Origin of the sequence: Planococcus salinarum (assembly GCF_007004625.1) — a bacterium.
Classification (GTDB): domain Bacteria; phylum Bacillota; class Bacilli; order Bacillales_A; family Planococcaceae; genus Planococcus; species Planococcus salinarum.
Genome location: NZ_VIFV01000026.1, coordinates 1 through 26,543, shown reverse-complemented (window position 1 = coordinate 26,543; position 26,543 = coordinate 1). Strand labels below are relative to the sequence as shown.

29 protein-coding genes, 1 pseudogene and 1 riboswitch are annotated in these 26,543 nt (G+C 47.1%); of the genes and pseudogenes, 16 read left to right on the top strand and 14 right to left on the bottom strand.

The window, feature by feature from the left end:
• Positions 1 to 155: 155 nt before the first annotated feature.
• The 5 genes from DIJ65_RS12945 (at position 156) to msrB (ending at position 3,687) form a co-directional block, all read left to right on the top strand.
• A complete protein-coding gene (locus tag DIJ65_RS12945; RefSeq protein ID WP_117302842.1) occupies positions 156 to 893 on the top strand; it encodes a hypothetical protein in 738 nt (245 codons plus the stop codon).
• Between the two features lie 68 nt (positions 894 to 961).
• Complete coding sequence (locus DIJ65_RS12940; protein ID WP_117302844.1) at positions 962 to 1,210, top strand: hypothetical protein; 249 nt, start codon at positions 962 to 964, stop codon at positions 1,208 to 1,210.
• 39 nt (positions 1,211 to 1,249) lie between these two features.
• Positions 1,250 to 1,762 (top strand): NUDIX hydrolase, encoded by a 513-nt coding sequence (locus tag DIJ65_RS12935; RefSeq protein WP_117302846.1) that lies wholly within the window; start codon positions 1,250 to 1,252, stop codon positions 1,760 to 1,762.
• A 225-nt stretch (positions 1,763 to 1,987) separates the two neighbouring features.
• A complete protein-coding gene (locus DIJ65_RS12930; RefSeq protein ID WP_117302848.1) occupies positions 1,988 to 2,512 on the top strand; it encodes a TlpA family protein disulfide reductase in 525 nt (174 codons plus the stop codon).
• Positions 2,513 to 2,532: 20 nt separating this feature from the next.
• Positions 2,533 to 3,687 (top strand): peptide-methionine (R)-S-oxide reductase MsrB, encoded by a 1,155-nt coding sequence (msrB, locus tag DIJ65_RS12925; protein ID WP_117302849.1) that lies wholly within the window; start codon positions 2,533 to 2,535, stop codon positions 3,685 to 3,687.
• 71 nt (positions 3,688 to 3,758) lie between these two features.
• Here msrB and DIJ65_RS12920 read toward each other — a convergent pair whose 3' ends face one another.
• Complete coding sequence (locus DIJ65_RS12920; RefSeq protein WP_117302851.1) at positions 3,759 to 4,262, bottom strand: VOC family protein; 504 nt, start codon at positions 4,260 to 4,262, stop codon at positions 3,759 to 3,761.
• Between the two features lie 290 nt (positions 4,263 to 4,552).
• On the opposite strand from DIJ65_RS12920, the gene DIJ65_RS12915 reads away from it, so the two are divergent.
• Positions 4,553 to 5,563 (top strand): STAS domain-containing protein, encoded by a 1,011-nt coding sequence (locus DIJ65_RS12915; protein ID WP_117302853.1) that lies wholly within the window; start codon positions 4,553 to 4,555, stop codon positions 5,561 to 5,563.
• Positions 5,564 to 5,710: 147 nt separating this feature from the next.
• Here DIJ65_RS12915 and DIJ65_RS12910 read toward each other — a convergent pair whose 3' ends face one another.
• Both DIJ65_RS12910 and DIJ65_RS12905 read right to left on the bottom strand, forming a co-directional pair.
• A complete protein-coding gene (locus DIJ65_RS12910) occupies positions 5,711 to 6,169 on the bottom strand; it encodes a hypothetical protein (protein WP_142836499.1) in 459 nt (152 codons plus the stop codon).
• A gap of 19 nt (positions 6,170 to 6,188) precedes the next feature.
• Positions 6,189 to 6,746, bottom strand: coding sequence for a methyltransferase family protein (locus DIJ65_RS12905; RefSeq protein WP_117302857.1), 558 nt, complete (start codon positions 6,744 to 6,746; stop codon positions 6,189 to 6,191).
• Between the two features lie 205 nt (positions 6,747 to 6,951).
• Here DIJ65_RS12905 and DIJ65_RS12900 point away from each other — a divergent pair, with 205 nt between their 5' ends.
• The gene (locus DIJ65_RS12900; RefSeq protein ID WP_117302858.1) at positions 6,952 to 8,775 is read left to right on the top strand and encodes an LTA synthase family protein; all 1,824 of its coding nucleotides are present in this window, start codon (positions 6,952 to 6,954) and stop codon (positions 8,773 to 8,775) included.
• Positions 8,776 to 8,902: 127 nt separating this feature from the next.
• Here DIJ65_RS12900 and DIJ65_RS12895 read toward each other — a convergent pair whose 3' ends face one another.
• Entirely contained in the window at positions 8,903 to 9,802 is a 900-nt protein-coding gene (locus DIJ65_RS12895; RefSeq protein WP_117302860.1) for a 3-hydroxyacyl-CoA dehydrogenase, read from the bottom strand.
• A gap of 144 nt (positions 9,803 to 9,946) precedes the next feature.
• A complete protein-coding gene (gene nhaC / locus DIJ65_RS12890; RefSeq protein ID WP_117302862.1) occupies positions 9,947 to 11,395 on the bottom strand; it encodes a Na+/H+ antiporter NhaC in 1,449 nt (482 codons plus the stop codon).
• 190 nt (positions 11,396 to 11,585) lie between these two features.
• Here nhaC and DIJ65_RS12885 point away from each other — a divergent pair, with 190 nt between their 5' ends.
• Both DIJ65_RS12885 and DIJ65_RS12880 read left to right on the top strand, forming a co-directional pair.
• Positions 11,586 to 12,488, top strand: coding sequence for an oxidoreductase (locus DIJ65_RS12885; RefSeq protein ID WP_185959553.1), 903 nt, complete (start codon positions 11,586 to 11,588; stop codon positions 12,486 to 12,488).
• Between the two features lie 62 nt (positions 12,489 to 12,550).
• On the top strand, positions 12,551 to 14,029 hold the full coding sequence (locus DIJ65_RS12880) for a protein adenylyltransferase SelO (protein WP_117302866.1): 1,479 nt from the start codon (positions 12,551 to 12,553) through the stop codon (positions 14,027 to 14,029).
• Between the two features lie 66 nt (positions 14,030 to 14,095).
• Here the strand turns inward: DIJ65_RS12880 and DIJ65_RS12875 are convergent, their stop codons facing one another.
• Positions 14,096 to 14,521 carry a hypothetical protein gene (locus tag DIJ65_RS12875; RefSeq protein ID WP_071151825.1) on the bottom strand — a complete coding sequence of 142 codons (426 nt, stop codon included), beginning with the start codon at positions 14,519 to 14,521 and terminating at the stop codon, positions 14,096 to 14,098.
• Positions 14,522 to 14,743: 222 nt separating this feature from the next.
• On the opposite strand from DIJ65_RS12875, the gene DIJ65_RS12870 reads away from it, so the two are divergent.
• Positions 14,744 to 15,631, top strand: coding sequence for a fructose bisphosphate aldolase (locus tag DIJ65_RS12870; RefSeq protein WP_071151824.1), 888 nt, complete (start codon positions 14,744 to 14,746; stop codon positions 15,629 to 15,631).
• Between the two features lie 69 nt (positions 15,632 to 15,700).
• Here the strand turns inward: DIJ65_RS12870 and DIJ65_RS16355 are convergent, their stop codons facing one another.
• A complete protein-coding gene (locus DIJ65_RS16355; protein WP_154706046.1) occupies positions 15,701 to 15,838 on the bottom strand; it encodes a hypothetical protein in 138 nt (45 codons plus the stop codon).
• 158 nt (positions 15,839 to 15,996) lie between these two features.
• On the opposite strand from DIJ65_RS16355, the gene DIJ65_RS12865 reads away from it, so the two are divergent.
• A complete protein-coding gene (locus tag DIJ65_RS12865; protein ID WP_071151823.1) occupies positions 15,997 to 16,458 on the top strand; it encodes a BsuPI-related putative proteinase inhibitor in 462 nt (153 codons plus the stop codon).
• Positions 16,459 to 16,544: 86 nt separating this feature from the next.
• On the opposite strand, the gene DIJ65_RS12860 is transcribed toward DIJ65_RS12865, so the two are convergent.
• The 3 genes from DIJ65_RS12860 to DIJ65_RS12850 all read right to left on the bottom strand — a co-directional run bounded on the left by DIJ65_RS12860 (position 16,545) and on the right by DIJ65_RS12850 (position 18,998).
• Positions 16,545 to 16,940, bottom strand: coding sequence for an RDD family protein (locus tag DIJ65_RS12860; protein WP_117302868.1), 396 nt, complete (start codon positions 16,938 to 16,940; stop codon positions 16,545 to 16,547).
• Positions 16,941 to 16,952: 12 nt separating this feature from the next.
• The gene (locus tag DIJ65_RS12855) at positions 16,953 to 18,074 is read right to left on the bottom strand and encodes a GGDEF domain-containing protein (RefSeq protein ID WP_117302870.1); all 1,122 of its coding nucleotides are present in this window, start codon (positions 18,072 to 18,074) and stop codon (positions 16,953 to 16,955) included.
• 246 nt (positions 18,075 to 18,320) lie between these two features.
• Positions 18,321 to 18,998 (bottom strand): serine/threonine protein kinase, encoded by a 678-nt coding sequence (locus DIJ65_RS12850; protein WP_117302872.1) that lies wholly within the window; start codon positions 18,996 to 18,998, stop codon positions 18,321 to 18,323.
• A 343-nt stretch (positions 18,999 to 19,341) separates the two neighbouring features.
• On the opposite strand from DIJ65_RS12850, the gene DIJ65_RS12845 reads away from it, so the two are divergent.
• A complete protein-coding gene (locus DIJ65_RS12845) occupies positions 19,342 to 19,551 on the top strand; it encodes a TM2 domain-containing protein (protein ID WP_117302873.1) in 210 nt (69 codons plus the stop codon).
• A 172-nt stretch (positions 19,552 to 19,723) separates the two neighbouring features.
• Here DIJ65_RS12845 and DIJ65_RS12840 read toward each other — a convergent pair whose 3' ends face one another.
• Complete coding sequence (locus DIJ65_RS12840) at positions 19,724 to 19,918, bottom strand: hypothetical protein (RefSeq protein WP_117302875.1); 195 nt, start codon at positions 19,916 to 19,918, stop codon at positions 19,724 to 19,726.
• A gap of 318 nt (positions 19,919 to 20,236) precedes the next feature.
• Between DIJ65_RS12840 and DIJ65_RS12835 the strand changes: the two genes are divergently transcribed.
• From DIJ65_RS12835 to DIJ65_RS12820, 4 genes are all read left to right on the top strand, one after another.
• On the top strand, positions 20,237 to 22,162 hold the full coding sequence (locus tag DIJ65_RS12835) for an alpha/beta hydrolase family protein (protein WP_117302877.1): 1,926 nt from the start codon (positions 20,237 to 20,239) through the stop codon (positions 22,160 to 22,162).
• A 211-nt stretch (positions 22,163 to 22,373) separates the two neighbouring features.
• Positions 22,374 to 22,814, top strand: coding sequence for a VOC family protein (locus DIJ65_RS12830; protein ID WP_117302878.1), 441 nt, complete (start codon positions 22,374 to 22,376; stop codon positions 22,812 to 22,814).
• Positions 22,815 to 22,971: 157 nt separating this feature from the next.
• Positions 22,972 to 23,472 (top strand): G/U mismatch-specific DNA glycosylase, encoded by a 501-nt coding sequence (gene mug / locus DIJ65_RS12825; protein WP_117302880.1) that lies wholly within the window; start codon positions 22,972 to 22,974, stop codon positions 23,470 to 23,472.
• A gap of 173 nt (positions 23,473 to 23,645) precedes the next feature.
• Positions 23,646 to 24,047 carry a DUF2975 domain-containing protein gene (locus tag DIJ65_RS12820; protein WP_230321417.1) on the top strand — a complete coding sequence of 134 codons (402 nt, stop codon included), beginning with the start codon at positions 23,646 to 23,648 and terminating at the stop codon, positions 24,045 to 24,047.
• Between the two features lie 106 nt (positions 24,048 to 24,153).
• Here DIJ65_RS12820 and lipA read toward each other — a convergent pair whose 3' ends face one another.
• From lipA to DIJ65_RS12805, 3 genes and pseudogenes are all read right to left on the bottom strand, one after another.
• Positions 24,154 to 25,107, bottom strand: a complete 954-nt coding sequence (gene lipA / locus DIJ65_RS12815; protein ID WP_117302884.1) for a lipoyl synthase — start codon at positions 25,105 to 25,107, stop codon at positions 24,154 to 24,156.
• On the bottom strand, positions 25,107 to 25,943 hold the full coding sequence (locus tag DIJ65_RS12810) for a lipoate--protein ligase family protein (protein ID WP_117302885.1): 837 nt from the start codon (positions 25,941 to 25,943) through the stop codon (positions 25,107 to 25,109). Before DIJ65_RS12810 ends, lipA begins: the two co-directional genes overlap by 1 nt.
• Positions 25,944 to 26,023: 80 nt before the next feature.
• A riboswitch (TPP riboswitch) is annotated at positions 26,024 to 26,127 on the bottom strand.
• A 298-nt stretch (positions 26,128 to 26,425) separates the two neighbouring features.
• Positions 26,426 to 26,543 (bottom strand): annotated as a pseudogene (locus DIJ65_RS12805) (IS30 family transposase); the annotation flags it as partial.

Here is a 26,543-nt window from a genome sequence, read left to right as displayed (position 1 = left end):
ACTATATACTTACAAGCGTTCAGCGTTCTCAAATAGTATATCCAATTTATTCAATAAACACTCTACTTTTTTTCACACGGATTGTTGGTGATTGTTGCAAAAAAAGGGTATGGAAGAAAAGCCACTCTATAGTTAAAGGAAGGAGGAATTCATCCATGTTCTGGTTCAGCCTCGCCGTTATCATCGGTTTTGCAATTGTCCATATTTATACAAACTACATAAAATTCCTCAGCCGGGAGCCGAAAAACCAGCTCATGTCACTGGTATCCGGTGGTTCTATCGCATATGTCTTCCTGCATCTGGTCCCCGAGCTGACCCATTATCAGGAAGTTGCCGAACAGGCGCAGCTGCCCGGATGGATGGAAAACCTTGAGTATGTGACCTATCTCGCCACTCTGATAGGTATTGCGTTTTTTTATGGCATCAATCAATTGAGTGAGAAATCCCAGGAGCACAATAAACGGAAAAAGAACATGACTCGTCCCAGTAAATATATATTTATTCTCGAGATTTCGGCTTTCGCGATGTATAACATGCTGATCGGCTACCTCCTGGTGGAATTGAGCGGAGAGCTGATCATTGACTATGTGATTTATTTCATCGTTTTCTCGTTTCACTTCATTGCCAATAACCGCATTCTTCACCTTACCCACGAGGATTTATACACAAGAGCAGGACGCTGGATTTTAGCCGCTTCTGTTTTCATCGGCTGGCTGATTTACCAATCGGCACCGACCAGCGATCTCGTCATCGCATTTTTCTCAGCTTTCCTTACGGGCGGTGTGGTACTTAATATCATGAATGATGAATTGCCGGATGAGAAAAACAGCAGTTTTCCGGCGTTTCTGTTCGGGCTCATTCTCATCGCGGTACTCCTGCAATTAATTCTGTAAAAAGAGTGGCAGGACTGGAACCTAATGTCCCCCGCTGCGTTCTATACAACAAAGGACGGGGGAATGGAATGATTTATGCAATTTATCGTGTTTTTCACCTCTTATGGACCGGTTCTCTGGCATTTCTGACCGCCATTCCGATTCTGGAACAGGGCGCTTTCGACAAGTTTGTATGGAATGAAACATTTTTTCTGGCGATCTGGCTTTTGGGGGCATCCCTGCTTTTTACAAAGCGCTTTAACGTCTTCGGCATGATTTTCACTCTGGCTCCGCTTGTTTTTACTGCCCCGGTTTTTATTTTTATGCTTTCCATTTAGCTTCCCATTTTATATACTTTTCCAATGGGAGTGAAATATATGGAACTTTGGGATCTGGTGGACGAAAACAGGAATATGCTTGGCAAAACACATAACCGCGGCATTGAACTGAACAAGGGCGAATATCATATTGTCGTGGAAATATTCACGGTCAATGCGGATGGCAGAATTTTGTTGACACAGCGCGATCCGGTAAAAACCTATCCCTTGCTTTGGGAAATTACCGGCGGATCGATTACCGCCGGTGAATCGAGTTTGGAAGGTGCCGTACGTGAGCTGGAGGAAGAAACCGGCCTGCTCGCTGCGCCGGAACAATTGAAGAAAATCGGTGAAATAAAATACGCCCATTACTTTCGCGACAGCTATATCTGGAAAGCGCAAGAACTGATTGATCCTGCCGCGATGAAGCTGCAGCCCGGTGAGGTCTGCGATGCAAAGCTTGTCAGTTTTGAAGAACTGCAGGAAATGGATGAAGCCGGGCTGACGGTGCCAAGTGTGATTGAGCGGTGCCGGCTGTATCATGAAGACCTGCACAAAATGATAATTGGATGAAGAAAAGGTGCTTCCAGTGGGAATGCGCCTTTTTTCTATGTTGTCCCTCTCCCTCTGTCGAATAATTCGCTCCTATTTGCTCATTTACTCTTACACTGAGACAATTCATTATCATTCTCCTCCCTTTCGCTATATGATGTGAGTATAGGCAGTAAGGTCCATTTGCTTTTATTTCCCCAATAATTTAAAACGCTTTCATCAGCAAAACAAAAAGGATGATTTCATATGAAGCGATACGTCCCCCTTTCAATTCTCATGGCTCTTCTATTCCTGCTGACAGCCTGTTCCGGCAGCCAGACCGCTTCAACCTCCGAGCAGTTGAACGACGGCAAGCCCGCTCCTGAGTTTACGCTTGTAGATCTCACTGGCGAAACGCATCAGCTGTCCCAATACGCAGGTGAAAAAGTATACATCAAATTCTGGGCGTCGTGGTGTTCGATATGCCTCTCCGGCATGAACGAATTGAACACGCTCGCCGGTGAAGATCCGGACTTCAAGGTCTTGACCATCGTATCCCCTGGATCGAATGCGGAGAAAAATAGTGATGCTTTCGCCAAATGGTTTGATGGCGTCGACCACACTTCGAACATCCGGGTTCTATTGGATGAAGGCGGCCCCGCCTTCAATGACTACGGCATCATCGGTTACCCGACATCCGTTTTTATCGGCACTGACGGGGTCCTGGTGAAAAGCCAGACCGGCCACATGAGCAATGAACAGATTTATGAGACATTTGACAACATCCAATAACGGAAGGCGGTCGATTCCACATGAAATTCAAATTATCCATAATGCTTCTGTTGCTGCTGCTGTTAGCTGCCTGTTCACTGCCCGGTGCATCGGAAAATGCGGATACCACCGAATCTTCCGGTTCCACCACCAACGGCACGGCTGATACGGGAGAAAGCTCTTCCCCTTTCCCGGATAATCCGAACGAGGATTTGGAATTCGATACTGATCAGCTGGAGGACATCTGGTTTGCAGGAGGTTGTTTCTGGGGAGTTGAAGCCTATATGGCGCGTGTCTATGGCGTCTATGATGTAACTTCCGGTTATGCGAACGGCACAACCGACAATCCGACTTACAAGGACGTCCTGTACAAAAACACCGGACACGCCGAAACGGTACACGTCCAATACGACCCGGAGCGCATCGATCTGGAAAGCCTCGTTTCGCAGTTCTTCCTGATCATTGATCCGACTTTGTTGAATCAGCAGGGTAATGACAAAGGAACGATGTACCGCACAGCCGTCTTTTATGAAGATCCGGAAGAACGTGCTGTCATCGATGCCGTAGTAGAAGCCGAAGCTGAGCGTTACGATAAACCGATCGTGACAGAAATAGAGCCTTTGGAACATTATTATCTGGCTGAAGAATATCATCAGGATTATCTCGAGAAAAATCCTGACGGCTACTGTCACATCGAATTTGACTCACTCGAGGATCAGGAAATTCCATCGCTTATTGACCCTGCGGCCTATCCGAAGCCCAGTGATGAAGAGTTGAAAGAAAAATTGACAGAAATCCAATACAGTGTGACGCAGGAAGACGCGACTGAAACTGCTTACTCCAATGAATACTGGGATAATTATGAACCCGGCATCTATGTGGACATCACGACGGGTGAACCCCTCTTTTCCTCCGCCGACCAATATGATTCGGAGACCGGCTGGCCGAGCTTTACAAAACCCATCGACCCTGCCGTCGTAACCGAACACGAAGACAGAAGCGGCTTTTTCAAGCGCACCGAAATCCGCAGCCGTTCCGGCGATAGCCATTTGGGCCACGTCTTTGATGACGGTCCAAAAGACAGAGGCGGCCTCCGCTATTGCATGAACAGCGCAGCCCTCCTGTTCATCCCGGCCAATGAGATGGAAGAAGAAGGATATGGCTACCTCAGCCACCTGGTCGAAAAAGAGAACTGAACGATTAAGCAAGAGAAAAGCGGCACATTCCTTATGGGAATGCGCCGCTTTTCTGCTGTATGACCTGTCGCCTATTCCCCGACATATGCCTTCCGTAATTCGTTGAGATCCAGCTTCTTCATCTGCAGTAAGGACCTCATAATGCGGTTGACTCTTTCCCGGTCGCCACCCACCATCATATCGTCCAGTTCCCTCGGCACCACTTGCCAGGACACACCGAATTTGTCTTTCAGCCAACCGCATACCTGCGCTGATTCATCGCCGCCTTCGGTCAATTTGTCCCAGTAATAATCCACCTCTTCCTGTGAATCGCAATTGACGATAAACGAAATTGATTCGTTGAATTCGAATTCGTCGCCTCCATTCAGCGCAAGATACCGCTGGCCTTCCAGCTGAAATTCAATTGTCATTACAGTACCTTTCTCCATGCCGTGGATTTCTTTGCCCTCACCTGAATAACGTATCGTCCTCCCGATGCTCGCATCCTTGAAAATGGAAACGTAAAAGTTTACAGCGTCTTCCGCATTCGTATTGAACCAAAAATTCGGCGTGATTTTCTGGATTCCGATATCCATCCCCTGTTGCCTCCTCTTTTTGTTCAATGCTTGCCAAAATGCTTCCGCCCTCCTTTGCATTCCTGTTTCCGTTCCATCCCAACACATTCCGTCCCTTCTATATTCGACGCTGCAGAGTGGAGTCCCTTCAAAAAATCCGGCAAGTATAAGCAGTCAATTTTTAATATACAGCATGCATATTTCCAGACCATTAGGGAATAGGATGTAGTATCAATAAAATTACTCGTACATTCATTGAAATCTCTGCAGTGTAAATTTGAATCAACATTAAAATCGGAGGCACAGCCATTATGAAAAAGCAGATTACAGTCGGCGACGTGGAATTGAAATGGGACTTGGAAACCGGTGAAGTATTATTCGAAGACGGAGACGTTGTCCTTTTCTGGATTTCCGCTATGGAAACATTTTTCGACTCCATCAGGGAAATTTCAGGAACTGAAGCAACCAAACTGGTTTTGGAAACAACCGGTTTCCGGCAGGGAGTCATCGTCGGGGAAGGTTTTCTGGACAGAAAGAATATCAATACTTCCAACGTCGTGCAATGGATGTCCAATACATATGCGCCAGCTGGATGGGGCAAAGTGAAGATCGTTAAAATGGATGAAGAGGCCAAACATTTTACACTCCATATACAGGATGACTGGGAGTATAAAATGAACCAGCAAAAACAAAAAGGACTGGAAGGAATTTTTGTTCCCTCCCACTATGCCGGTGTATTAACCGGTTTGTTTGGCATGAATTTCTGGTACACCACGATTCAATATCAGAATGACGAAAATCCCTACAGCATTGTTGAGTATTATCCATCAGAGGTGACAGTGCAATCCAATATCCATGAGATGTCCCGTAAACAGGAAGCCATGCAAATCAAAGAGCTCGAACGCATGGTCGACGACAAGACTAAAATGCTGCAGAGTCTGGTGAAAGAACTTTCTTCCCCGATTATCCCGGTATTGGAAAAAATTGTAGTCGTACCGATGATCGGCAGCTATGACGAGGACCGTTCGGAAGATCTGATCTTTAATACATTGAGTGAATTGCCAAAACATCAGGCCCAATACCTGCTGCTTGACCTCACTGGTTTGCATAAGCACATTTCCGAACACACCGCCATGCTCATTGACAAGTTGGGTGCCGCGGCCCGCCTGCTCGGCATCGAGACCATCCTGGTGGGTGTGTCGCCCGAATTGGCAATGGTAATCACCCAGTCGAAAAGCAATTTACGAAAATTCGAGTGCCTGCAAAGCCTTCAGCATGGTGTTTACTACGCACTCGGCAAAAGCGGAAGAGAAATTGTGTAATGAAATTGCAGTGCTTGATAAGCCATTCAAAGTGAAACGCCACTCCGGTGCAGAACCGGAGTGGCGTTTTCAAATTTTATGGGGTTGGGGGGCATCCGATATAATATCATCCATTGCCGGTCGGTGAGATCGAGCGGCACAAAGGCATTAATTCCAAAAATTGAAGATAACCTGGCCGACCGTTTCCGGCTTCCAATATCTTATCTGTTCCATTTCCCCTTTGTTTAACCCATGTCCCAGCAGTTCGGTTAAATTATCCGGCACATCGGCTTCGAGAACATCGCGAGTCAGCACAGTATATTCTCCCGGTATTTCGGCCGACCCCTCTGGAAAGTCGATGAACTCAATTTTCATTGCTTCCACTGTTTTTGCAAAGGCAAGTACCGGATAATGTTTGTTCATGACGAGACAAACATTTTTTCCGGGAAACCTGAAATAGGCTTTGTTGAAATTGGCAGGATACAGTGAATCCGTAAATTCCAACACTTCCCCTCCGAGTTTCTCGGCAAGTTCATAACACATTTCTTCATATTTTCTGACATCCACTTCCGGCGGCTTTGGTTCATCGGAATTATAAAAGCCGCTGATTCCGTAAAGAAGTTTCACAAACACCACTCACTTTCATTTAATAAATGAATGGAATGAGCCTTGCGCGCCGCTTCATCCATTCCCGATATTCTTCTCCAAATTCCCTGAGCAGCATGGCTTCTTCGCCATCCATTCTTCTGGCAAGGGCCCATCCGACCAATGCACCGCCGAAAACGGCAACAATGATGCTCTGGAAAAACAGTGCCATGCCGATGGCGATCAATAGTAATCCGGTGTACAAAGGATGACGCAATTTACGGTAAGGTCCCGAACTGACAATGCCGTCACCTTTCCTCACCGTCACGTGGCGGGTAAATTGCGCTTTCAAATGGAGGATTCCCCAATATCTGAGAAATACACCTCCCGCAAAAAATATGATGCCAAATGCTTTCAGCCACGGGGTAAGCTGTTCAAAAGCTTTCATCTCCCCGACGATGTAAGCTGTCGCGATCGTGCCCGCAAGAGCTGCGAGAATCAACAGGAACGAACGCTTTTCTACGGGATCTCCCTCGCCGGTTCCCCGGTTGCGGAACAAAACAAATTCAAATACCCAACTCACAGCAATTGCTGTAAATATCCAATCCAAAGCTGTCATCAAAAATCTCTGCCTTTCGTGTTTACACTCCTAATTTTACAGAGAATTCCGTCATAAAACAATTTTCAAGTCCGATTGATTCCGGTTCTATTTGCTTCCTCCCGCATCATGCAACAATTTCTTCCATGTTTTCTGCTGCAGAAAAAGAGGTACTGTGAAAGAAAGAGTTGTTTTTGGCAACTGTACCACTGGAGGTGCACCACGAATGATATTTCTGGATTATGCCGTTTACCTGGCTCTTTCACTTTTTAAACTTTTTCTTTTCAGCGTCTATACGGATACTGACTTTTCGTTCGGCTTTTTCATATTAAATTTCGCCACCGTGTTGGTGCTGTCGAGCTGGACATTACTATTGAAAGCGAGGACAAGGCGCTGGGTGCTGTTATCCCTGTTGTTCCTGCACAGCATCCTGCTCGTTTCGGATCTCTGGTATTACCGCTACTTCGAAGACCTTCTCAGCGTCATGCTGATTGCAGATGTGCCACAGATGAACAGCGTCGGCGGCGGATTTCTGACGCTTGTTGCCTGGAAAGACCTCGTATTCTTTGCCGACCTTCTTCTCTTCTCCAGCGCGTTCTTTTATTTCCGGAATAACACCGGCACCCTTCCCCGAAAAAAAGGACTGAAAATTGCGGGTTCCGCATTTGCAACTGGCTTGATCGTTTTTTCGACCCCGCTCGTCTGGAGCTATTTCCAGAAAGAGCAATGGCTTGTTGATAATCCGATTTCCAATATGCGGGAATATTATCAACTCGGATTTTGGGGCTATCACGGAGCAGACCTTCTGAAAGGCGCAGCCAGTCTAGCCGATAGCAATAACCAGTCAGCTGACCAGTCGGAATTGCTGCCTGATACAGTGCCCGATATCGACGCAACATCGATGCCAGAAGAACTCCCGAATGTGATCATCGTCCAATTGGAATCCTTCCAGTCTTCAGTGATCGGGCAGGAAATCAATGGGGTGGCATTGACTCCGAATCTGAATAAGTTGAAGGATGAAACAATTTACTTCCCGAATTTTTATCACCAAACACATGAAGGCAGAACTTCCGATGCCGAATTTCTTACCCTCACTTCCCTGCATCCGATCAAATCGGGTTCGGTCTATACCCAATACGCTGGCAATAACTTCGATGGACTGCCGGCCCATCTGCGGCGTTACGGCTACAACACCGCAGCCATGCACGCGTTCGAACGAAGCTTCTGGAACCGCGATGAAATCTATGAAGATATCGGGTTCGACAGATTCTACAGCAAACGGGATTTCCCTGAAGACGGCCAAATCGGCATGGCTTTAAACGATAAGCAGTTTCTGACCGAATCTGTTGGTTACGCTGCCGCTCTCGAAAGTCCATTTTTCGCCTTCATGGTAGCTTTGACCAGCCATACGCCTTACGAATTTCCTGAAGAACTGAAAAAATTGGACCTCAGCAATTATGATGATGAATTGGTGAGAGGCTATTACCATACGGTCCATTATGTCGACGAGGCAGTCGGTGAGATGATCAAAGATTTGAAACAGAAAGGGTTATGGAACGATTCGCTTGTCATTTTTTACGGAGATCATGACAGCGGACTGACGCAGAGAGGAACAGCAATGGCCGAAGATGCCAGCGCAGAAAGTGTTGTCGAGCTGTTTGAACTGGATCACGGTGTCCCGCTGTTCATCAAGGAACCGGGTTCCACTTCCGGAAAAACCAATGAAAATATCGGAGGCCAGATTGATATCGCACCAACTGTCCTCGATATGCTCGGCATCGAACCGCCTTATATGCTTGGCGACTCGCTGCTTGATGAACAGGAGAACGTTACTGCATTCCGTGACGGCTCGTTCCGCTATAACGGCTTTTACTACAAACCCGACCTCACGGAACCGCTGGGCAATGGCACCTGCTATTCAACACAAACATCCGCTGTAGTCTCTTTCGACAACTGCAGTGGGAAAATTGAAGAGGCTTCGGAGCAATTGCGCACTTCCGACTTGATTATCCATGAAAACGCACTGGAAAAAATCCGCCGGAAGCAGTAAACGGAGCGAAGGGACAGAGCAGCGTGAATTTTTCACGGAATCTCCCTTAACCAGAAAAAGGCAGCGAAGATTATCTCTTCGCTGCCTTTTTCTGACTGGCCGGATTGCCTCGTATTTTACTCTGTGATTAATTTTTCAGGAAGTCGGGATCGGCAAATGCCGGGTTCGGGTATTTATAGAATCCTTCGCCGGATTCACGGCCGATTTTGCCTTTGTCGAGGTATTCTGCCTGCAGCATTTCCGCCAGCTTGACGAAATCTTCTTTGCCTGTCGCAGCTGCTTTTGCCTGCACGATGTTGTGCGCCGTGCGGATGCCGACAACATCCAGAATCGCGAACGGTCCAAGTGGTGCGCCTGTGGCAATCATCCACGTCTTATCAACCGTCTGAACATCCGCCACTTCTTTGACGAGCAATAATTCCGCAGCCTCAAGGAAAGGCACGAGCAGGGAATTCAGGATATAGCCCGGTTGCTCTTTATGCAATGGCAGGGCAACCATGCCGATCGCTTTTGCAAAATCAATGATTTCATCGAAGATTTTCATGTCCGTCCCCGGATGCTTCATCACTTCCGCGGTGTTGTTAATCCAGATCGTATTAGCAAAATGCAAGGCAAGGAATTTTTCCGGACGGCCGGTCGCATCAGCAAACTGGCTTGGCAGTAAAGTCGAAGAATTCGTTACGAAAACAGTTTTCTCCGGTGCCACTCCTCCCAATTTCTGATAAAAATCCACTTTGATGTCGACAACTTCAGGAATTGCTTCAATCACGAGATCCGCCTGGTTTACAGCCCCGGAAAGGTCTGTATGGAATGTCAGCCGGCCGTAAGCAGCATCCACTTCCGCATCTGTCGCTTTCAAATCATTCTTGTAATTCTCTTTCAGTTTCATCATGCGTTCCTTCGATTTGCCGATGGCTTCTTCGTTAATATCATAGACAGCCACCTCGAATCCTTTGTAAGCCGTTTGGAAAGCAATCTGGCTCCCAAGCACGCCGCTTCCCGCGACTGTAATATTTTTGTAATTCATAATCGGCGAATCTCCTTTTCTTTTTCCATCTCTTTTACGAACAATTTTTAGCTATCAATCAACACAATAGCCTGTTCATACATTTTGCTCCCCAATCGGAAAAACGCAGCCAGTAAAATATCGTATGCGTTGATTAAGGAATGGTTATACCTGTACAGGCACTGCGTCTTTATCGTCAGCTGTAATTATTTCCAATTCTTCTGCTTCGACTTCCGCGATCTCTTCATCGGTCATTTTCGTGATTGAGAAGCCTGTAAACGCGAAAATAATGGATAAAATCGGCACCGCGAAGTTGAACACTGCATATGGTGCGTATTGAAATGCATTGACACCCAGCGTTCCGAAAATGAAGACTCCACAAGTATTCCAAGCAAAGAATACGGATGTCAATGTACCTCCGTCTTCAAGTGCGCGCGAGAGATTTTTTGATTGCAGCAAGCGTTTTTTATAGGATTTGGCGAACATTCGAGAAGGTACGACAATGGAGACGTATTGCTCAGCACAGGCAGCATTTGTCGCAACAGCGGACAATACAGTTGAAGCCACAAGTGAACCCGTCGATTTTGCCATCTTCAGGATTTCTTCCATAATGGAGCGCAGCATGCCTGTATGTTCCAGTATACCGCCGAAAGACATTGCGAAAAGAATCATTGAAACGGTGTACATCATCGAATCCAGTCCGCCACGGTTGAACAGGTCATCCACCATTACATTTCCCGTTTCGATGACATAACCGCTTTGGAGTGCTCCTACTGCCTCAGAAACCGATCCACCCTGGATGATAATCTGGGCCAGGAAACCAAGAAGGACACCGACCACCAATGCTGGAATTGTCGGCACTCTCTTCGCAACAAGGAAAAAAACGAACACCGGAATAAGAAGAAGGAACGGTGAAGTTATAAAACTTTCTCTCAGAATCGCTGCTGTTTGGGCGATGTTAGCCGTATCAGTGCCGGCCGCTGAGAAATTTCTCCCGAGGAACCAGAAAACACCGAGTGCAATGACGAAACCTGGAATTGTCGTGTACCACATATGTTTGATATGGACAAACAGGTCGGTGTCCGTTAATCCGGCAGCAAGATTCGTCGTATCGGATAACGGAGACATCTTGTCACCGAAATATGCGCCGGAAATGATTGCTCCTGCAATCATTGGTGCCGATATACCCATGCTCAGCCCAATCCCCATTCCGGCAACACCGATTGTCCCCATTGTGGACCATGAACTTCCGATTGCCAATGAAACCAGGGCACAGATAGCAGCAATCGACACCAGGAAAAATGATGGAGTTATAATCTGCAAGCCGTACAGAATTAAAGTCGCGACAATTCCTCCGCCAATCCATGAACCGATAATGAGTCCGATTAAAATAATGATAATAACCGCGGGCAGCACAAGGCGTATCCCTTTATACATTCCCTCTTCAATCTCTTTCCAGCTAAAACCTTGCCGCCACGCCACCAATCCTGCTACTGCCGTCCCCACAAGCAGTGGAATATGCGGTCCCTGTTCAAGGATAACGATAGTGAACAGCATGATGACGATCATTACGGCCAAGGGCAGTATCGCCCAGCCAAAGGACATCTTCTTCATGTTCTTTCCCCCTTCTTTCCCTCTATTGGACTTTTGAAAAATTTCTTTGTTGTTAGTTAAATAATAATACAAACTCCTTCTTATGCATATTATTTTTTCAGAAAATTCCATCTTAATGTTCAATTCTTTGTAGGAAAAGACATTTTCCGCTACCATTTAAGTATTCATTGAAGACAGGAGCTGAAGCATTTTGGACCAAGAAGCAATTGCTGGAACAACAGCCATCATTACAGGGGGCAATAGCGGCATTGGCCTTGAAGCGGCAAAAGTTCTTGCCGGCAAAGGGATGCAGATCATTCTTGCCGTGCGCAATGAAGTGAAAGGTGCCGCCGCCCGCAAAGAGATCCTTTCCATACATCCCCAAGCGGCCATTGAAATAAGGCTGCTCGATGTTGCCGATCTGGCCAGCATCCGGACATTTGCCGACAGGATCCTGAGTGATTTTGATTCGCTCCATCTGCTGATTAACAATGCCGGCGTTTTGATGCCGCCCTATTCAAAAACTAAAGACGGTTTTGAAATGCAATTCGGCAGCAACCACCTTGGCCATTTTGCTCTGACCGCCCTGCTCTTTCCCCTGCTGGATAAAACACCGGATTCGCGTATCGTGACAATCGGCAGCCTAGCGCACAGCCGCGGGGCCATCGACTTTGACAATTTGGACGGTTCCAAAGGCTATAAAGCGAAACAATTCTACAACCAGAGCAAGCTGGCCAATATGCTGTTTGCGCTTGAACTCGACCGCCGCCTGAAGGCACATGGTTCAGAGGCAATCAGCGTCGTCTGCCATCCGGGGGTGTCGGGCACGAATATATTCAAGCTCGGCAACAGGGATGCACCGCTGTTCCTGCGCAACCTGGCCAATAAATATTATTTGCAGCCACCGGCCATCGGTGCCCTGGCAACCGTTTACGCGGCGACTGAACCGGACTTGAAGGGCGGAGAATACATCGGTCCGGACGGTGCCGGACGCCGCAAAGGCTATCCCGTTCTCGAAACCCCGCATCCTGCCGCGCGCGATCAAGCGGTGGCGGAGCGTCTGTGGCAGGTGTCGGAAGAGTTGACCGGTGTGAAGTTTGACTTCGTTGATTGAGCTAAGGAGAGAGTTTTCATTGACCCTGCCATTGAAATTATGTCTAGAGAAAAGGTGATTTTATGAAAAACACATCCAATATTCCAGCAGCCGGCTGGAATTTCGATAACAGCTATGCACGTCTGCCGGAGAAATTCTATACTAAGACAGACCCTGAGCCCGCACGGACCCCCGAATTGGTGATTTTCAACAAAGAGTTGGCTGAATCGCTCGGACTTGATGCGGAGCTGTTAAACTCCGACTCTGGCGCGGGCATCTTTTCAGGCACTGAAATTCCGGAAGGCGCAGAACCGATTGCCCAGGCCTATGCCGGTCACCAGTTCGGCAACTTCACGATGCTCGGCGACGGCCGGGCTGTGCTGCTCGGAGAACAATTGGCTCCGGACGGTCAGCGTTTCGACATTCAGTTAAAAGGTTCAGGCAAAACCGCCTATTCCCGTGGCGGCGACGGCCGGGCCGCACTTGGGCCGATGCTGCGGGAATATATCATCAGCGAAGCGATGCACGGACTCGGGGTTCCGACGAGCCGCAGCCTGGCTGTTGCTGTGACGGAAATCCCGGTTGTGCGCGAAAGCTTTCTTCCAGGCGCGGTACTGACGCGGGTCGCATCGAGTCACCTGCGGTTCGGGACATTCCAGTACGCTGCCCAGTGGGGAACCTTTGAAGAATTGAAAGCACTGGCGGATTACGCCATTGAACGCCATTACCCGTCTGTCAAAAGCCTCGAAAACCCTTATCTCGAGTTGTTGAAAAATGTCATCTCACGCCAGGCGCAGCTTGTTGCAAAATGGCAGTTGACCGGGTTTATTCACGGCGTCATGAACACCGATAATATGACCATCAGCGGCGAAACGATCGACTACGGTCCGTGTGCGTTTCTCGATACGTACGAGCCCGGCCGTGTCTTCAGCTCGATTGACCATTATGGCCGCTATTCGTACAGCAACCAGCCGAAAATCACCGGCTGGAATCTTGCCCGCTTTGCTGAAACCCTTGTGCCGCTGATTGATAAGGATCAGGAAGTGGCAGTCGACCTGGCTCAGGAAGCACTGGGGGATTTCGGCAATCAATTCCAGCAGAACTGGATGGCCGGCATGACAGCGAAGCTTGGTTTATTCGGTAACGAAGAAGGCGATGACGCGCTCATTGATGATTTACTGAAACTGATGCACGACAATAAAGCGGATTATACGAATACATTCCGCGCTTTGACGTTTGATAAGGTAGAAGATACAGCATTCAGCGGCAAAGAAGATTTCGAAGAATGGTATAACGCCTGGAAATCCCGATTGGACGGGCAACCGGAAAGCGCAGAAGCTTCCCATATACTGATGCGCAACAGCAATCCGGCCCTTATCCCGCGCAATCATCGGGTGGAAAGCGCAATTGAAGCGGCAGTCAGCCAACAGGACTACAGCCTGATGGAGAAACTGGTCGAGGCCGTGAAAAATCCTTATGCCCATACTGTTGAACAGCTCGAATTTACTGATACGCCAACTGAAGATGAGGCCCGTTCGTTCAAAACGTATTGCGGCACATGACCCGAAAAAGCCATCGAAGAGAAGTCTTCGATGGCTTTTCATATGCACTGTTCCTATTGAATGTGTTCACTCTTCCTGTATTTCACGAAATTGCATTTCCGGATCACGCGCCAGTTCAAACTCATACCTTTCTCCCTGCACGAGTTCCATCGGTACCGTCTTCCCTGCGGACACTTCCACTCCATCGATCATCGCCACCGCTTCGATGACAACTGGCTCATCAAAATCCATATCCTGTGTGAGGATTTCAAATTCAACTTCTTCTCCCATGACAATCAGCGATTCATCCGCATTCATGAGGGTCGGAGATGCCTGAACCATATCATTCTGGTACAGCTTCAATTCAATGGATGTAATTTGGCGGTCCGAACTGTTTGTCACATTGATAGCCGTTGCTGGCGCTTCATTATCACTCTGTTCCGCTTCATCCGAACAAGCCGCCATCAATGTTACAGTCATTATTATGAATAGAAAAAGATAAAATTTTCGCATGCCTGCCTCCTGTATACGTTATTGTAAAACTGAACGTTTTTGCGGGCCGATAGTTTCATAGCTTTTCAATACCCTTCTTTCATTGCAGCCATACTTCTCCTTTTGAAATCCGGTGACTATATTTCATTTTTGATGAATCCTCCAATTATTGGTACAATATTCTGTGAAGAGTTTTCAGACTTCACTTCTGCACCTCTCAAATTAATCAAAGGAGTTGGGAAAATGAATCAAGAACAATTTGAACTCGTGAAAAATGGAAAAGGATTTATTGCAGCACTCGACCAGAGTGGCGGCAGTACACCAAAAGCCCTGGCACAATACGGTGTCCCGGAAGATTCTTATTCGAACGAAGATGAAATGTATGATCTGATCCATGAAATGCGCACGCGCGTCATGACAGCACCCGCCTTCAATTCCGAGTCGATTATCGGCGCAATCCTGTTTGAACAGACGATGGACCGGAAAATCGAAGGAAAATATACTCCGGATTATCTTTGGGAGGAAAAAGGTGTCGCCCCTTTCCTGAAAGTCGACAAAGGATTGGCGGATGAAGAGGATGGCGTCCAGCTGATGAAGCCGAATCCCGGCCTGGATGATCTGCTGAAACGCGCAAACGAACGCAATGTCTTCGGTACGAAAATGCGTTCAGTCATCAATAAAGCGAATGCGGAAGGCATCAAGAAAGTGGTCGAACAGCAATTCGAAGTTGCTGATCAAATTTTGGCAGCCGGCCTCGTTCCGATTATCGAACCGGAAGTCAATATCCACAGTGAAGACAAAGCCGAATCCGAAGAAATCCTCAAAAAAGAACTGGTGGATCACTTGAATAAGTTGAGCGAAGACAAGAATGTCATGCTCAAACTGTCGATTCCTACCGTTGATAATTTCTACAAGGAATTGATCGAACATCCGCGTGTTGTTCGGGTCGTTGCACTTTCCGGCGGTTACTCCCGCGACGAAGCCAACTTGAAACTGACAGCCAACGAAGGTTTGATTGCGAGCTTTTCAAGAGGTTTGTCCGAGGGCTTGAACGCCAACCAGTCAGAGGAAGAGTTCAACACGATGATCAAGGAATCGGTAAAAACAATCTACCTCGCCTCAATCACGTGAAGCTGTAATCGGAAAACAAAAAATAATCCAGGGAATAAGCAACACTTTCCCCTGGATTATTTTATTGCTTTATCCCGTAATCAGATAAATTATATAAAGCGGCACGAGGATCATCGCCAGGTATTTCAGCATGACCATTGTGCTTGTGGCGAGGCATTTCGATTTATTGGCAATAGCGCTTGTTAAATCATGCAGCATTTCAGACAAGGGGCAATCCTCCTTTGATGTATGTACAGTATACGAAAAAAAGTCCAGCGGAGGCTATTAATCTTTCTTATACTGTAACTTTTTTGGCGCTCAACCGTTCAAATAGAAAATAGGCCAGAAAAGCACTGAAAATTTTATAAGACCGGGGAGGGTCAGCTATGAAAGCAAAAAAAGGGTTGTGGGCATTTATCTTATTATTGACCATGTTTTTGGCAGCCTGCGGAACATCGGATTCAACGGAACCCGATATGGGCAACGGCTCGTCCGATGGAGTCGTGGAAGATGAGGTGACAGCATTGCTTGAACAAATGGACAATGATCTATACCGCTACACCGTTAGCAATCAGACGGACGAAACGATTACCTTCGAATTCACAAGCGGACAGCGCTATGATTTCACGATTACCAACGAAGAGGGCGAAGAGCTCTACCGCCTGTCGTCAGTCAGCACATATATCCAGGTACTTGGCGAAGAAACGCTGGAGCCCGGTGATAAGCTGGAATACGAGATTGAAATTCCTCCGAAGGATTTTGAATCCGGAACCTACACGATTACAGCTTGGCTGACCCCGCAGGAAGGCAAGAAGTACGAAGCCGAAGCTGAATTTACAGTCGAATAGAATCCTTGGCAGCCACTAGCCAGAAAACAAAAAGGAAGCTTTCCACCGAGCGGAAAGCTTCCTTTTTGTCGTCCTGCAGCCTTTATTTATTTCAAATATTCTTTAACTACGGTATCCGCATACAAATCATGCGGCAGTTTGGTACCTTCATAGAAATCGTATTTCTGTCGGTCTCTCAAATAAGATATGGTACTGACGGTGTCCCGGTGCACCAGCCTTTTCAGGATCTGGGTGGATGTCAACTCGCTGCCGTCGGTTGTGTCAATGACGATGCCAGCTGCTTTGTGGCCGATGGTCTGGCCGCCAACTCGCATCTGGGCGTATTCCAATCCCCAGAAAATGAGTGACGGAGCCACAGCATCATATACTGCCTTGTTCTTCAGTTTGTTCCGTACCAAAGGTTCCAGTAAAACAGTGATCCCCATCGTGACTGCTGTGTCCACGGCCATTGCTTTCATGCGCTTTTTCATTAATCTGTTCATGCTCTTCCTCCTTCAGTTCAGTACTTTTTCATGGGATTCTGCCATGACCCCTGGAAAAACGGTTACACGATTGCGACCCTGCCGTTTTGATTGGTACAAAGACTGGTCGGCTTCTTCGATCATTTCCTCAAGCTCGGATCCGCCGGCAGTAAAGGTCATTCCAACCGAAACCGTCAAAACGCCTTCAGGCTGGTGTTCTTCCCCTTCGAAATGGAATTCCTGGATATTTTTCCGAATCCTCTCCGCAAACGCCGCAGCTTCTTCCTCATCTCGCGGTGCATGGAGGCAACAGATAAATTCTTCGCCGCCATAGCGTGCGACCACATCCTCTTTCCGAGTGGAATCCTTCAGAATCTGTGCCACAGACCGCAGCACTGCGTCGCCTTTTTGATGGCCGTGCGTGTCGTTATAGACTTTGAAATAATCGACATCCAGCATGATGATTGCCATCGGCATTTGCCTGTCGATCAGTTTGCCGACGGTGTTTTTGAAAAAGCGGATATTCGGCAAATGCGTCATCGGATCCTGGTTCGAATAAAATTCCAGTTCCTTTCTCAGCAGCAACATGCGGTTTTCACTGTTGAAAATCAATGCCATTGAAAAAATTGCCGCGGCTGAAAATAGAAACATGCCAGAGGCGATCAGGAGATTCGCCGGCGTCGAAAAGATCATCCACACCGATTTGATTGATTCGAATACAACAAAAGCCAGCATCATCCTTTTGATATCCACGATGCCAAAGAAATGATTCACGCCTTTTCTTTCATGGAACAGGCTGCCGACGACAATTGGCAGGATGATGGACTGCAGAATTCCCAGCACGACTGTCGGCCCTCCCAAATACGCGCGGAAAGATATCGGCAGGATCGCGGAAATCACCCCATACTGCCATCCCCCTACATAGGAAATGAAAAATAACGGGACTTCCCGCAAATCCAGCCGCATGCCTTCAAAGTGGAACGGGTTGTACATGATTGAAAATGTCAGAAAGCCGAAAAATGCTGAAATGATGAGCCGCTGTCTGATCGGATTTGTCCAATCCAGCAGGACGGCTTCTTTTGTTTTGATAGCCAAATACATCAACGCAATGATCAGCGCCATATTCTCCAAAAAGAAAAACAGTAATTCCCCCATAATACATCTCCTATATTCTCAGTTCTTGAACAGTTTACCAGTATGAACAGGAATAATAAATCTGAAGGGGGATTTTTGCATGAAAAATTTCATGCTTATATAACATATTACGGAATTTCTCCCACAGACAGCGGAAACTGCATCCAATCAATCAGGCTGAACCACTCTAATTCTCCAATACACCCACAAAGGACCACCGGGATGATTTCCGGTGGTCCTTTTGGCAAACAATCCGTTAGGTCATTTTTATTTCTTATAATTTATCTGTTTGGAGACAATTCGCATGAATTCATCAAAGGAAGAGGAATAACGGTTCCAATGATGGTACCATTTCCGAATAGTGTCGAGCAGCCAGAATGGCACAGGTTTGCCATCGATTACCGGATAATACTCATCGTATGTTTTTTTCAGATGTTCCCACCTGAAATCGTTGCCGGATTTGATATACTCGGACACATCGAGCAACTTGGCACGGCCATCCTGCAACAAAATATTCTTCAAGTGAATATCCCGTGGATTTAAACCGATCTTCCGAATGTAATGCCGGGCATCTTCAACATCCTGAATTGCCTGCTCCGGAACATGAACCCCCTGCAACAGACAATCGAATAAAGTCAAACCTTCTTCATAGTCCAATACGAGCAGACCATTGATGAAACCATAACAGGTCGGAAAATAAGGGGAGGAGCCGATTCGGGCATAAACTTCCGCTTCTGCTTCAAGTTTGTCCCGCTTCCCTTCTGCATATACTTTATAAGCAAACTGAGGAGCGGATAACGATTGAAATACTGCCGCATCCGTTCCGACACCAATACAAAAATACCCTTCCGCTGCTCCTTCGATCATCACGGGGGCATTATCGAAACTTGCTGTCACTTTAATCTCAGAGAGGTCATGCGCCGCTGTTTGCCATATATGGTTCATGTCATTTCTCCTTTGCGCTGTGAAGCATCTTTTCTTCTGCTCTTTCTCTCTTGCCTTTCCCATTTCTTACTTGCAGGAGTTCTGAAATTTCTTTGCTCTTTTTAGTCCCACACTTTTAATAATAGTCTTATAAAGGACGTGCGGTTCAACGATATGTTTCCATTCCCGCGAAACCCAACGTTGGCATTAGCTCTGCCCGCTTTTTTGGGAAGTTAATGACCCTCTAAGGCAAAAAATGGGTTTATCCATCGAAAGCCCAGTGGATTTAAAATAATAACTCCCATGCAGATTAACATTCGCCAATTCGGGAAAACATCCTTTATAAGCAGAAAGGATGATCGGCATGAAAAACAAATTAGCAGCGGCTTTACTGGCCATCTTTCTTGGGGATTTCGGCGCCCATAAATTCTACTTGGGCAAACCGGGCGTCGGCCTGATCTACCTCCTTTTCTTCTGGACGGGAATTCCTGCGGTAATCGGAATTATTGAAGGAATCATTTATCTTCTTTCTTCCGAAGAAGATTTCCAGAGAAAGCACGGAAAAAGATACTAGGATTAAATTTTATAAGCATGCCCCCGAAAATTTTCGGGGGCATGCTTTTTTCGGGAATGGATATTTCCTGCTGAAAGAATTCTTATATTTCATCCAAAATGCACGGTCATTTGCCACGACTGCATTCAAGCAAGTGCTCTTGATCCCATTCAGTTCATTTCCCTGCTGCCGATCAAAACGGACCGACAAAAAAGCACAAAGCAAGGCCAATCAATGCGCCAAGCTGGAACGAAAGCTGGCTTTTGAAGATCAACCTGAAGATAACCGCTGGAATCAGCATCCATATCGATATCGGCAGAATGTAAGTTTTGAAAATCGGACCAAATCCATTCAAAATACCATCAATTAAAAGCACTGAAAAATCCATTCTATCCATCTCCCCATTCCAAATAGCTTTTTAATACTTCAATCAATTTTAACTGAGTATATTATACTAATAAAAAAGTATTTTGTATGTACTTTATATCACTATTCATCATTTACTTTTCAAAGTTTTGCTGATATAGCATTTAGAAATTTTTAAAGCCATGGAAGCACAAGGAGTCCGTTTCTTTTCCCACTATTATCTCCATCACAAAAGGCTGCAGATTATGCCCACTGTGACATAACGCATCAAAATTCCCAACAATTCCGACAGTTCACCTGTTAAGATAAACTTACAGACATTTAACAGGAGGGATTCCGCATGAACAGAAAAATCGCACCGTTTGGCAGCTGGAAGTCACCAATCTCCACCGATTTAATATTGCAGGATTCCGTTGCGCTCGAAGGCGTCCTGTTTGAAGGCGAAAATCTTTATTGGCTTGAAGCGCTTCCTTCCGAAGGCGGCCGCAGCCGGATTATGAAAAAAACACCAACCGGAGAAGCTGTCGAACAGACGCCGGCCCCCTTCAATATCCGCACGCGCGTTCAGGAATATGGCGGCGCACCGTTTACGGTAAATGGCGGACGCATCTATTTCTCCAATTTCGAAGATAATTTACTTTATATGAAAGACGGAAGGAATCCGCCATACGCAATTACAGACGATTCGAATCTCCGTTATGCGGATGCGGGCATCGACAGAGTGAATGAGCGGCTATACTGGATTCGGGAAGATCATACAAAATCAGCTTTCACTCCGGAAACGACGATCGTTGCCATGAACCCTGATGGCAGCGGTGAAACGGTTGTGGTCTCAGGCAATGATTTTTATTCAAATCCAAGAGTCAGTCCGGACGGGCAACACCTCGCCTATCTGACATGGAACCATCCCCATATGCCGTGGGATGAATCGGAGTTGTGGGTGGCTGAAATCAGAGATGACGGCACGCTGACAAATGCCTCCAAACTTGCCGGAGGTTCCGGTGTTTCGATTGTCCAGCCCGCCTGGTCGCCGCAAGGCACTCTTTATTTCCTGTCCGACCACAGCAACTGGTGGAATCTGATGCGCTGTTTTGGCAATAGAAAAGAAGAAGTGTGCACGGTAAAGGCGGAGTTCGGTTCGCATAGCTCCGTATTGGGAAAATCAGATTATTGCTTTGTCGATGAAAATATGATCATCGCTTCTTATTCACAGCACGGTATGAGACAGCTCGCCAGTGTGGATGTCTGGAATGGACGCCTGAATCCGATAACGACTCGATTCACCTCGTTTTCTGCCATTCGTTCAAACGGAACAGAGGTAGCGTTTATCGCCGCGTCACCCACGGAATTTCCGCGGATTGCCGTTATGGATCCGAAGACGAACGAAATCGAAGATGTCCGGATTTCTTCCGGAAGCTCGCTGGATACAGATTATTTGTCTCAGCCGGAAGCGATCGAATTTTCAACGTCAAATCACAAAACTGCCCATGCTCTTTACTACGCGCCGAACAATCCGGATTTTGCAGCACCACCAGGCGATAAACCGCCGTTGCTTGTGCATGTCCACGGCGGACCGGTCGGCGCCACATCTTCCACCCTGAATCTGACAAAGCAATATTGGACGAGCCGCGGCTTTGCGCTGGTTGATGTGAATTACGGCGGCTCTACCGGCTATGGCCGCGACTACCGCGAACGGCTGAGGGGTCAATGGGGTGTGGTGGATGTGGAAGACTGCGCGAATGCGGTCCGTTACCTGATCGACCGCGGAGACGTTGACAGCACACGCATTGCCATTTCCGGGGGATCGGCAGGCGGCTATACGACCCTTGCCTCTCTTGTCTTCACGGACGTCTATCATGCCGGTGCCAGCCATTTTGGTTTGAGTGACCTGGAAAGCTTTGTGAAAGAAACGCATAAATTCGAATCCCATTATCTCCATGGACTCATCGCTCCTTATCCGGCACAAAAGCAAACCTTTTTCGACCGCTCCCCGATCCACTTCACTGATCGCCTGTCCTGTCCGGTGATTTTCTTCCAGGGCCTTGATGATAAAGTCGTACCGCCGAATCAGGCAGTGCCGATGGTCGAAGCACTGCGAAAAAAAGGGGTGCCGGTAGCCTATCTGGAATTTGAAGGCGAAGGCCATGGCTTCCGTAAAGCCGAGAACATCAAACGAGCCATCGAAGGCGAGTTTTATTTCTACAGCCAAATTTTCGGCTTTGAGCCGGCGGATGACATGGAACCGGTTGAGATTGAAAATCTGTAAACAGCCAAAATGAAGTGAAATAGAGATTTTATCAGATTATAGAAAGGGCAGTTTTTAAAAACCTGTTCAGTATGACGAAAAATGAACAATAGTATGTTTAATTCGCATGAAAAGTCGCTATACTGTAAGTGACAAATCGCTCCGTTCTGAGGACAGGAAACTGAAGGAACAATTGTGCACTCAAAAATATTTTTGAGAAAGAAGGTCCAGCATGATTACAAAAATTTTCCCCTATTTGAATTTTGACGGTCACGGCCAGGAAGCTGCCCATTTCTATGTGAATGTTCTGGATGCAGAATTATCCGGATTAGTGACTTACGGAGAGGCAAATGGTTCGGAATTGGAGGGAATTCCTGAAGAAGCCAAAGACATGGTGATGAATGCGGAAATCATTTTGAAGAACGGGCAATCCTTCATGATCTCGGATGTACCTCCCGGTATGGGAATCCCTTTCCGCAAAGGCAATAACGTATCTCTGACCATAACTCCTGACAATGAAGAAGAAGCACACACAATCTTCGGCACACTGGCTGAAGGCGGCGAAATCGCCATGGAGCTGCAGGAAACTTTCTGGAGTCCGTTATATGGCAGCGTCACTGACCGCTTCGGCATTGAATGGCAAATTTCGGTGGAACCGGAAATCCAAAAATAAATGCGAACATCCCTCCTTCCAAAGCAATTCTGTGAAGGTGGGATGTTTTCTTGTCTTCTTTTCATTTGCAGCCAATTCAATTTCTTAAGTCCCACACTCACAATCGTGTAAGATTAAAACAAACAAGCTTTACAGAGATGGAGGTTTTTGAGTAGATATGGACCCGATACCGGATCACTTACAAGAGAATTTAAAAATCATGTTTGTCGGCTTTAACCCGAGCATCCGCTCGTCGGAAACCGGCTGGCATTACGCGAATCCGAACAACCGGTTCTGGAAAATCCTGCACGAAGCCGGTTTGACGCCAAGGAAATTCCTGCCGGAAGAAAACAGCAAACTGTTGGACCTCGGCTTTGGCCTGACAAACATTGTCGCCCGCCCGACCAAAGAAGCGGCCGAAATTTCGACAGAGGAATACAAAAGAGGCGCAGAAAAACTGAAGAAAAAAATCCGGCTATATCAACCTGTTGCAGTTTGTTTCGTCGGCAAGGGCGTATACCAGCAATACAGCAAAAAGCGCGTAATCTCGTGGGGTGAGCAAACGGAACCGGTCATTCAGGGAATTGCAGAGTATGTTGCTCCTTCCTCGAGCGGGCTTGTGCGCATGAAACTGGACGAAATTGTCGAGATTTATCAGGGACTGCACAAATACCTTTGACTCTAAATATTAATTAAAGATAATTATTTATTGATTATCAATAAATAATGGTGTATTATCTCATTAACATCAATATTTGATGAGGTGTTTGCCATGAAACGAAGTTCAACCATCATCTTAAAATCGCTATCTTTCTTGTCGGCCTTCCGGTTCTCGCTGGCTGCATTTATGGGTTGTCCAGATTCGATCCGAATTCCCCCTACTGGAATCTTCCGGAACTGGAAAACTTGCAATACCCGTTGCTGATCGGCATGTATATCGGGATGATTCCATTTTTTATCGCACTTTACCAATCCTTGAAACTGTTGGACTATGTGGACCGCAACGAAGCATTTTCCACCCTGTCAGTGAAAGCATTAAAGACCATAAAGCATTGTGCAATCGCCATAGTTATCGTTTATATTCTCGAGATGCCTTTTCTGTACCTTTTGACGCTGGCGGATGACGCACCCGGCATCGTTATCGGATTGTTCGTCATCTTCGCTTCACTCATTGTTGCCGTCTTTGCCGCAATACTCCAGAAATTATTGCAGGAAGCCATCCGGATCAAAGCTGAGAATGATCTGACGGTTTAATTGGTTGGCGGGTTTATTTGCGCTGAGGCGTTTCAATGTCTTTTCACCCGCGTTCCGTGCTCAGCAATCAAATCAAAAGGCCCTCGCATCAGCGAGGGCCTCTCTTCTATATTTCTGAAAAAACATCCCCTTCAAGCTTCTTGCCCTCGGACTCGACGCCTTTCAGATAATTGATGCGGCGCTGCGCCGACGTCGCGTTGACCTGTTCATCAGCATGATAGGAAGAACGCACCATGGGCCCGGCTTCACAATGGCTAAATCCTTTGGAGAGCGCAATTTCCTTCAGTTCAGCGAATTCATCCGGATGGTAATAGCGCTCGACATTCAGATGCTTTTTGGTCGGCTGCAGGTATTGCCCGATGGCCATGATGTCGACGTTGTGCGCGCGAAGGTCATCCATCGTCTCGATGATTTCTTCTTTCGTTTCGCCGAGTCCGACCATGATGCTCGATTTCGTCGGTGTGTCCGGTGCAATTTCCTTGACCCGCTCGAGCAATTGCAGCGAGCGATCGTACATGGCACGGGCACGAACCCGCTTTGTCAGGCGTCTGACGGTTTCGATGTTGTGGTTGAAAATATCCGGTGCACTGTCCATTAATGTATGGAGACTTTCGTAATCGCCTTTCATATCAGAAGGCAGAATTTCAACGGTCGTAGACGGCATTCTTCTTCTGATGGCACGGACGGTTTCGGCGAAAACGGCAGCTCCGCCATCGGCCAGATCGTCACGGGCGACCGCTGTGACGACGACATGTTTCAAGCCCATGATCTCAACCGATTCAGCCACGCGTTCCGGCTCCCCAAGGTCGAGTTCGTTCGGCAATCCGGTTTTAACGGCGCAGAACCGGCATCCTCTTGTGCAGGTATCCCCGAGAATCATGAATGTTGCCGTTTTGCGCTCGCTCCAGCATTCATGGATATTCGGGCATCTCGCTTCTTCGCATACCGTGTTGAGCTTTTTCTCGCGCATCAACTTTTTGAGCCCGGTGAACGATTCGTTCGTATTAATTTTCACCTTTAGCCAATCCGGTTTCCGAATGTATTCTTCCTGTTTTGTCATTATAAACCCTCCTGTTTTTCAGTAGAATAATTCCAATCAAGATGTTTATACTTTGTTTCCGCCAGCCTGTCGATTTCCACCAATTGAGCTTTCGAGAGCGTAAGCGTTTCTAATTCGATGCCGAGCCCTTTCTCGAAACCTCTCTTGAACGCAGCTTTCACTTCGTCGAAATTGTAAGGCCGCTCCGCTGCCTCGTTGATGGCGATGGCTTTTCCTTTGAAAGCGTCACGCGCCCGCTGTTTCAGTTCCACGGACGGATAGCTGAATAAATCAAATAATTTCACACTGTCAATTTCGAGCGGAATTGAGCCATGCTGCAGAATGATGCCTTTCTTTCTCATCTGTGCGCTGCCGGCCGCTTTTTTGCCCTCCACAAGCAGCTCGTACCAGGAAGACTTGTCAAAACAGACAGCGGAATCAGTCGTTTCCGCCGGCGCATTGGGTATGGCGAGTTCCGCGTTGATTCCGAGTTCAAGGTAGCCCTCCGATAAGCCCCTGGAAATGACAAGATAAGCTTCTTTGACGGAACGCGGCATCGCGGGATGCGATTCCGGCACCGCCACACTATAGGTCAATTCCTGATCGTGCAGTACGGCGCGGCCCCCCGTCTGCCGGCGGACAACCTCCACTCCGTAATCCGCTGCCTGCTGAAAGTCGATTTTTTTATTTGCGTCCTGGAATCTTCCAATTGAAATCCCTGCCGGCGACCAACCATAGAAACGGAGCGTAGAACCGATTTCACCTTTGCTCAGCCATTCCACCATCAGTTCATCCAAGGCCATATTGAATGCTGGACTCGTGTGGCCAGAATCGATGAATCCCCATGTTTCCGCCATTACTTCTCCCCCTTTTTTGCACATAAAAATACACAGCTTCCGAGAAAGGGACAGCCGTGCAGAGTGGTGGCATCGCAAAAGGCATGCATCAACCACTTCCCTCCGCCGGCATAATCCAGATCAGGTTCGAAGGGTCCAAGCAATGCTTGTCTCAGCCCGGAAAGCGGCTCCCCCAGTGTACAATTTATTTGTTACTCAAATCCTATCATAAGGTAACAGAAAAACAAACCTCTTTTTTATTAACAATTTCTCCGGCAGGTGAAAGGACAAGAAAGCCGAATCAAACACCAGGATTTCATAAAAAAATAGATATATTCCCTCTCCAAAAAATGTTAATATATAGAAAACTTCCAGACATTGCAGTAGCGTCGATTGAATTTCAGTCGAGTTGATAAGTTGGACCGATGAGAAAAAAGTGAGTTGGAGCTGAACTGTTCGAACCCCTCCTTTTTCATTCGGCAAATTTTATTCTTTTCCGTTTGTCAATATAAGCTAGACAAGTCCATTCCATTCAGGTGACTCAAAAATGCCTCCAGGGGTGTGCGGTAGTCCAGCGACTTCCTTGGAATGTTATTCCGCTTGTCAGCTACCGTGGAAATG

Excerpts from the sequence above, each read along its gene's own strand:
- DIJ65_RS12900 (WP_117302858.1), top strand. The coding sequence starts at position 6,952 with ATGATATTTCTGGATTATGCCGTTTACCTGGCTCTTTCACTTTTTAAA.
- DIJ65_RS12855 (WP_117302870.1), bottom strand. The coding sequence starts at position 18,074 with ATGGGGGAATTACTGTTTTTCTTTTTGGAGAATATGGCGCTGATCATT.
- DIJ65_RS12870 (WP_071151824.1), top strand. The coding sequence starts at position 14,744 with ATGAATCAAGAACAATTTGAACTCGTGAAAAATGGAAAAGGATTTATT.
- DIJ65_RS12845 (WP_117302873.1), top strand. The coding sequence starts at position 19,342 with ATGAAAAACAAATTAGCAGCGGCTTTACTGGCCATCTTTCTTGGGGAT.
- DIJ65_RS12915 (WP_117302853.1), top strand. The coding sequence starts at position 4,553 with ATGAAAAAGCAGATTACAGTCGGCGACGTGGAATTGAAATGGGACTTG.
- DIJ65_RS12840 (WP_117302875.1), bottom strand. The coding sequence starts at position 19,918 with ATGGATTTTTCAGTGCTTTTAATTGATGGTATTTTGAATGGATTTGGT.
- DIJ65_RS12930 (WP_117302848.1), top strand. The coding sequence starts at position 1,988 with ATGAAGCGATACGTCCCCCTTTCAATTCTCATGGCTCTTCTATTCCTG.
- DIJ65_RS12830 (WP_117302878.1), top strand. The coding sequence starts at position 22,374 with ATGATTACAAAAATTTTCCCCTATTTGAATTTTGACGGTCACGGCCAG.
- DIJ65_RS12935 (WP_117302846.1), top strand. The coding sequence starts at position 1,250 with ATGGAACTTTGGGATCTGGTGGACGAAAACAGGAATATGCTTGGCAAA.
- DIJ65_RS12880 (WP_117302866.1), top strand. The coding sequence starts at position 12,551 with ATGAAAAACACATCCAATATTCCAGCAGCCGGCTGGAATTTCGATAAC.
- nhaC (WP_117302862.1), bottom strand. The coding sequence starts at position 11,395 with ATGAAGAAGATGTCCTTTGGCTGGGCGATACTGCCCTTGGCCGTAATG.
- DIJ65_RS12875 (WP_071151825.1), bottom strand. The coding sequence starts at position 14,521 with ATGCGAAAATTTTATCTTTTTCTATTCATAATAATGACTGTAACATTG.
- DIJ65_RS12945 (WP_117302842.1), top strand. The coding sequence starts at position 156 with ATGTTCTGGTTCAGCCTCGCCGTTATCATCGGTTTTGCAATTGTCCAT.
- DIJ65_RS12850 (WP_117302872.1), bottom strand. The coding sequence starts at position 18,998 with ATGAACCATATATGGCAAACAGCGGCGCATGACCTCTCTGAGATTAAA.
- DIJ65_RS12920 (WP_117302851.1), bottom strand. The coding sequence starts at position 4,262 with ATGGATATCGGAATCCAGAAAATCACGCCGAATTTTTGGTTCAATACG.
- mug (WP_117302880.1), top strand. The coding sequence starts at position 22,972 with ATGGACCCGATACCGGATCACTTACAAGAGAATTTAAAAATCATGTTT.
- DIJ65_RS12835 (WP_117302877.1), top strand. The coding sequence starts at position 20,237 with ATGAACAGAAAAATCGCACCGTTTGGCAGCTGGAAGTCACCAATCTCC.
- DIJ65_RS12810 (WP_117302885.1), bottom strand. The coding sequence starts at position 25,943 with ATGGCGGAAACATGGGGATTCATCGATTCTGGCCACACGAGTCCAGCA.
- DIJ65_RS12895 (WP_117302860.1), bottom strand. The coding sequence starts at position 9,802 with ATGAATTACAAAAATATTACAGTCGCGGGAAGCGGCGTGCTTGGGAGC.
- DIJ65_RS12905 (WP_117302857.1), bottom strand. The coding sequence starts at position 6,746 with ATGACAGCTTTGGATTGGATATTTACAGCAATTGCTGTGAGTTGGGTA.
- DIJ65_RS12940 (WP_117302844.1), top strand. The coding sequence starts at position 962 with ATGATTTATGCAATTTATCGTGTTTTTCACCTCTTATGGACCGGTTCT.
- lipA (WP_117302884.1), bottom strand. The coding sequence starts at position 25,107 with ATGACAAAACAGGAAGAATACATTCGGAAACCGGATTGGCTAAAGGTG.
- msrB (WP_117302849.1), top strand. The coding sequence starts at position 2,533 with ATGAAATTCAAATTATCCATAATGCTTCTGTTGCTGCTGCTGTTAGCT.
- DIJ65_RS12860 (WP_117302868.1), bottom strand. The coding sequence starts at position 16,940 with ATGAACAGATTAATGAAAAAGCGCATGAAAGCAATGGCCGTGGACACA.
- DIJ65_RS12865 (WP_071151823.1), top strand. The coding sequence starts at position 15,997 with ATGAAAGCAAAAAAAGGGTTGTGGGCATTTATCTTATTATTGACCATG.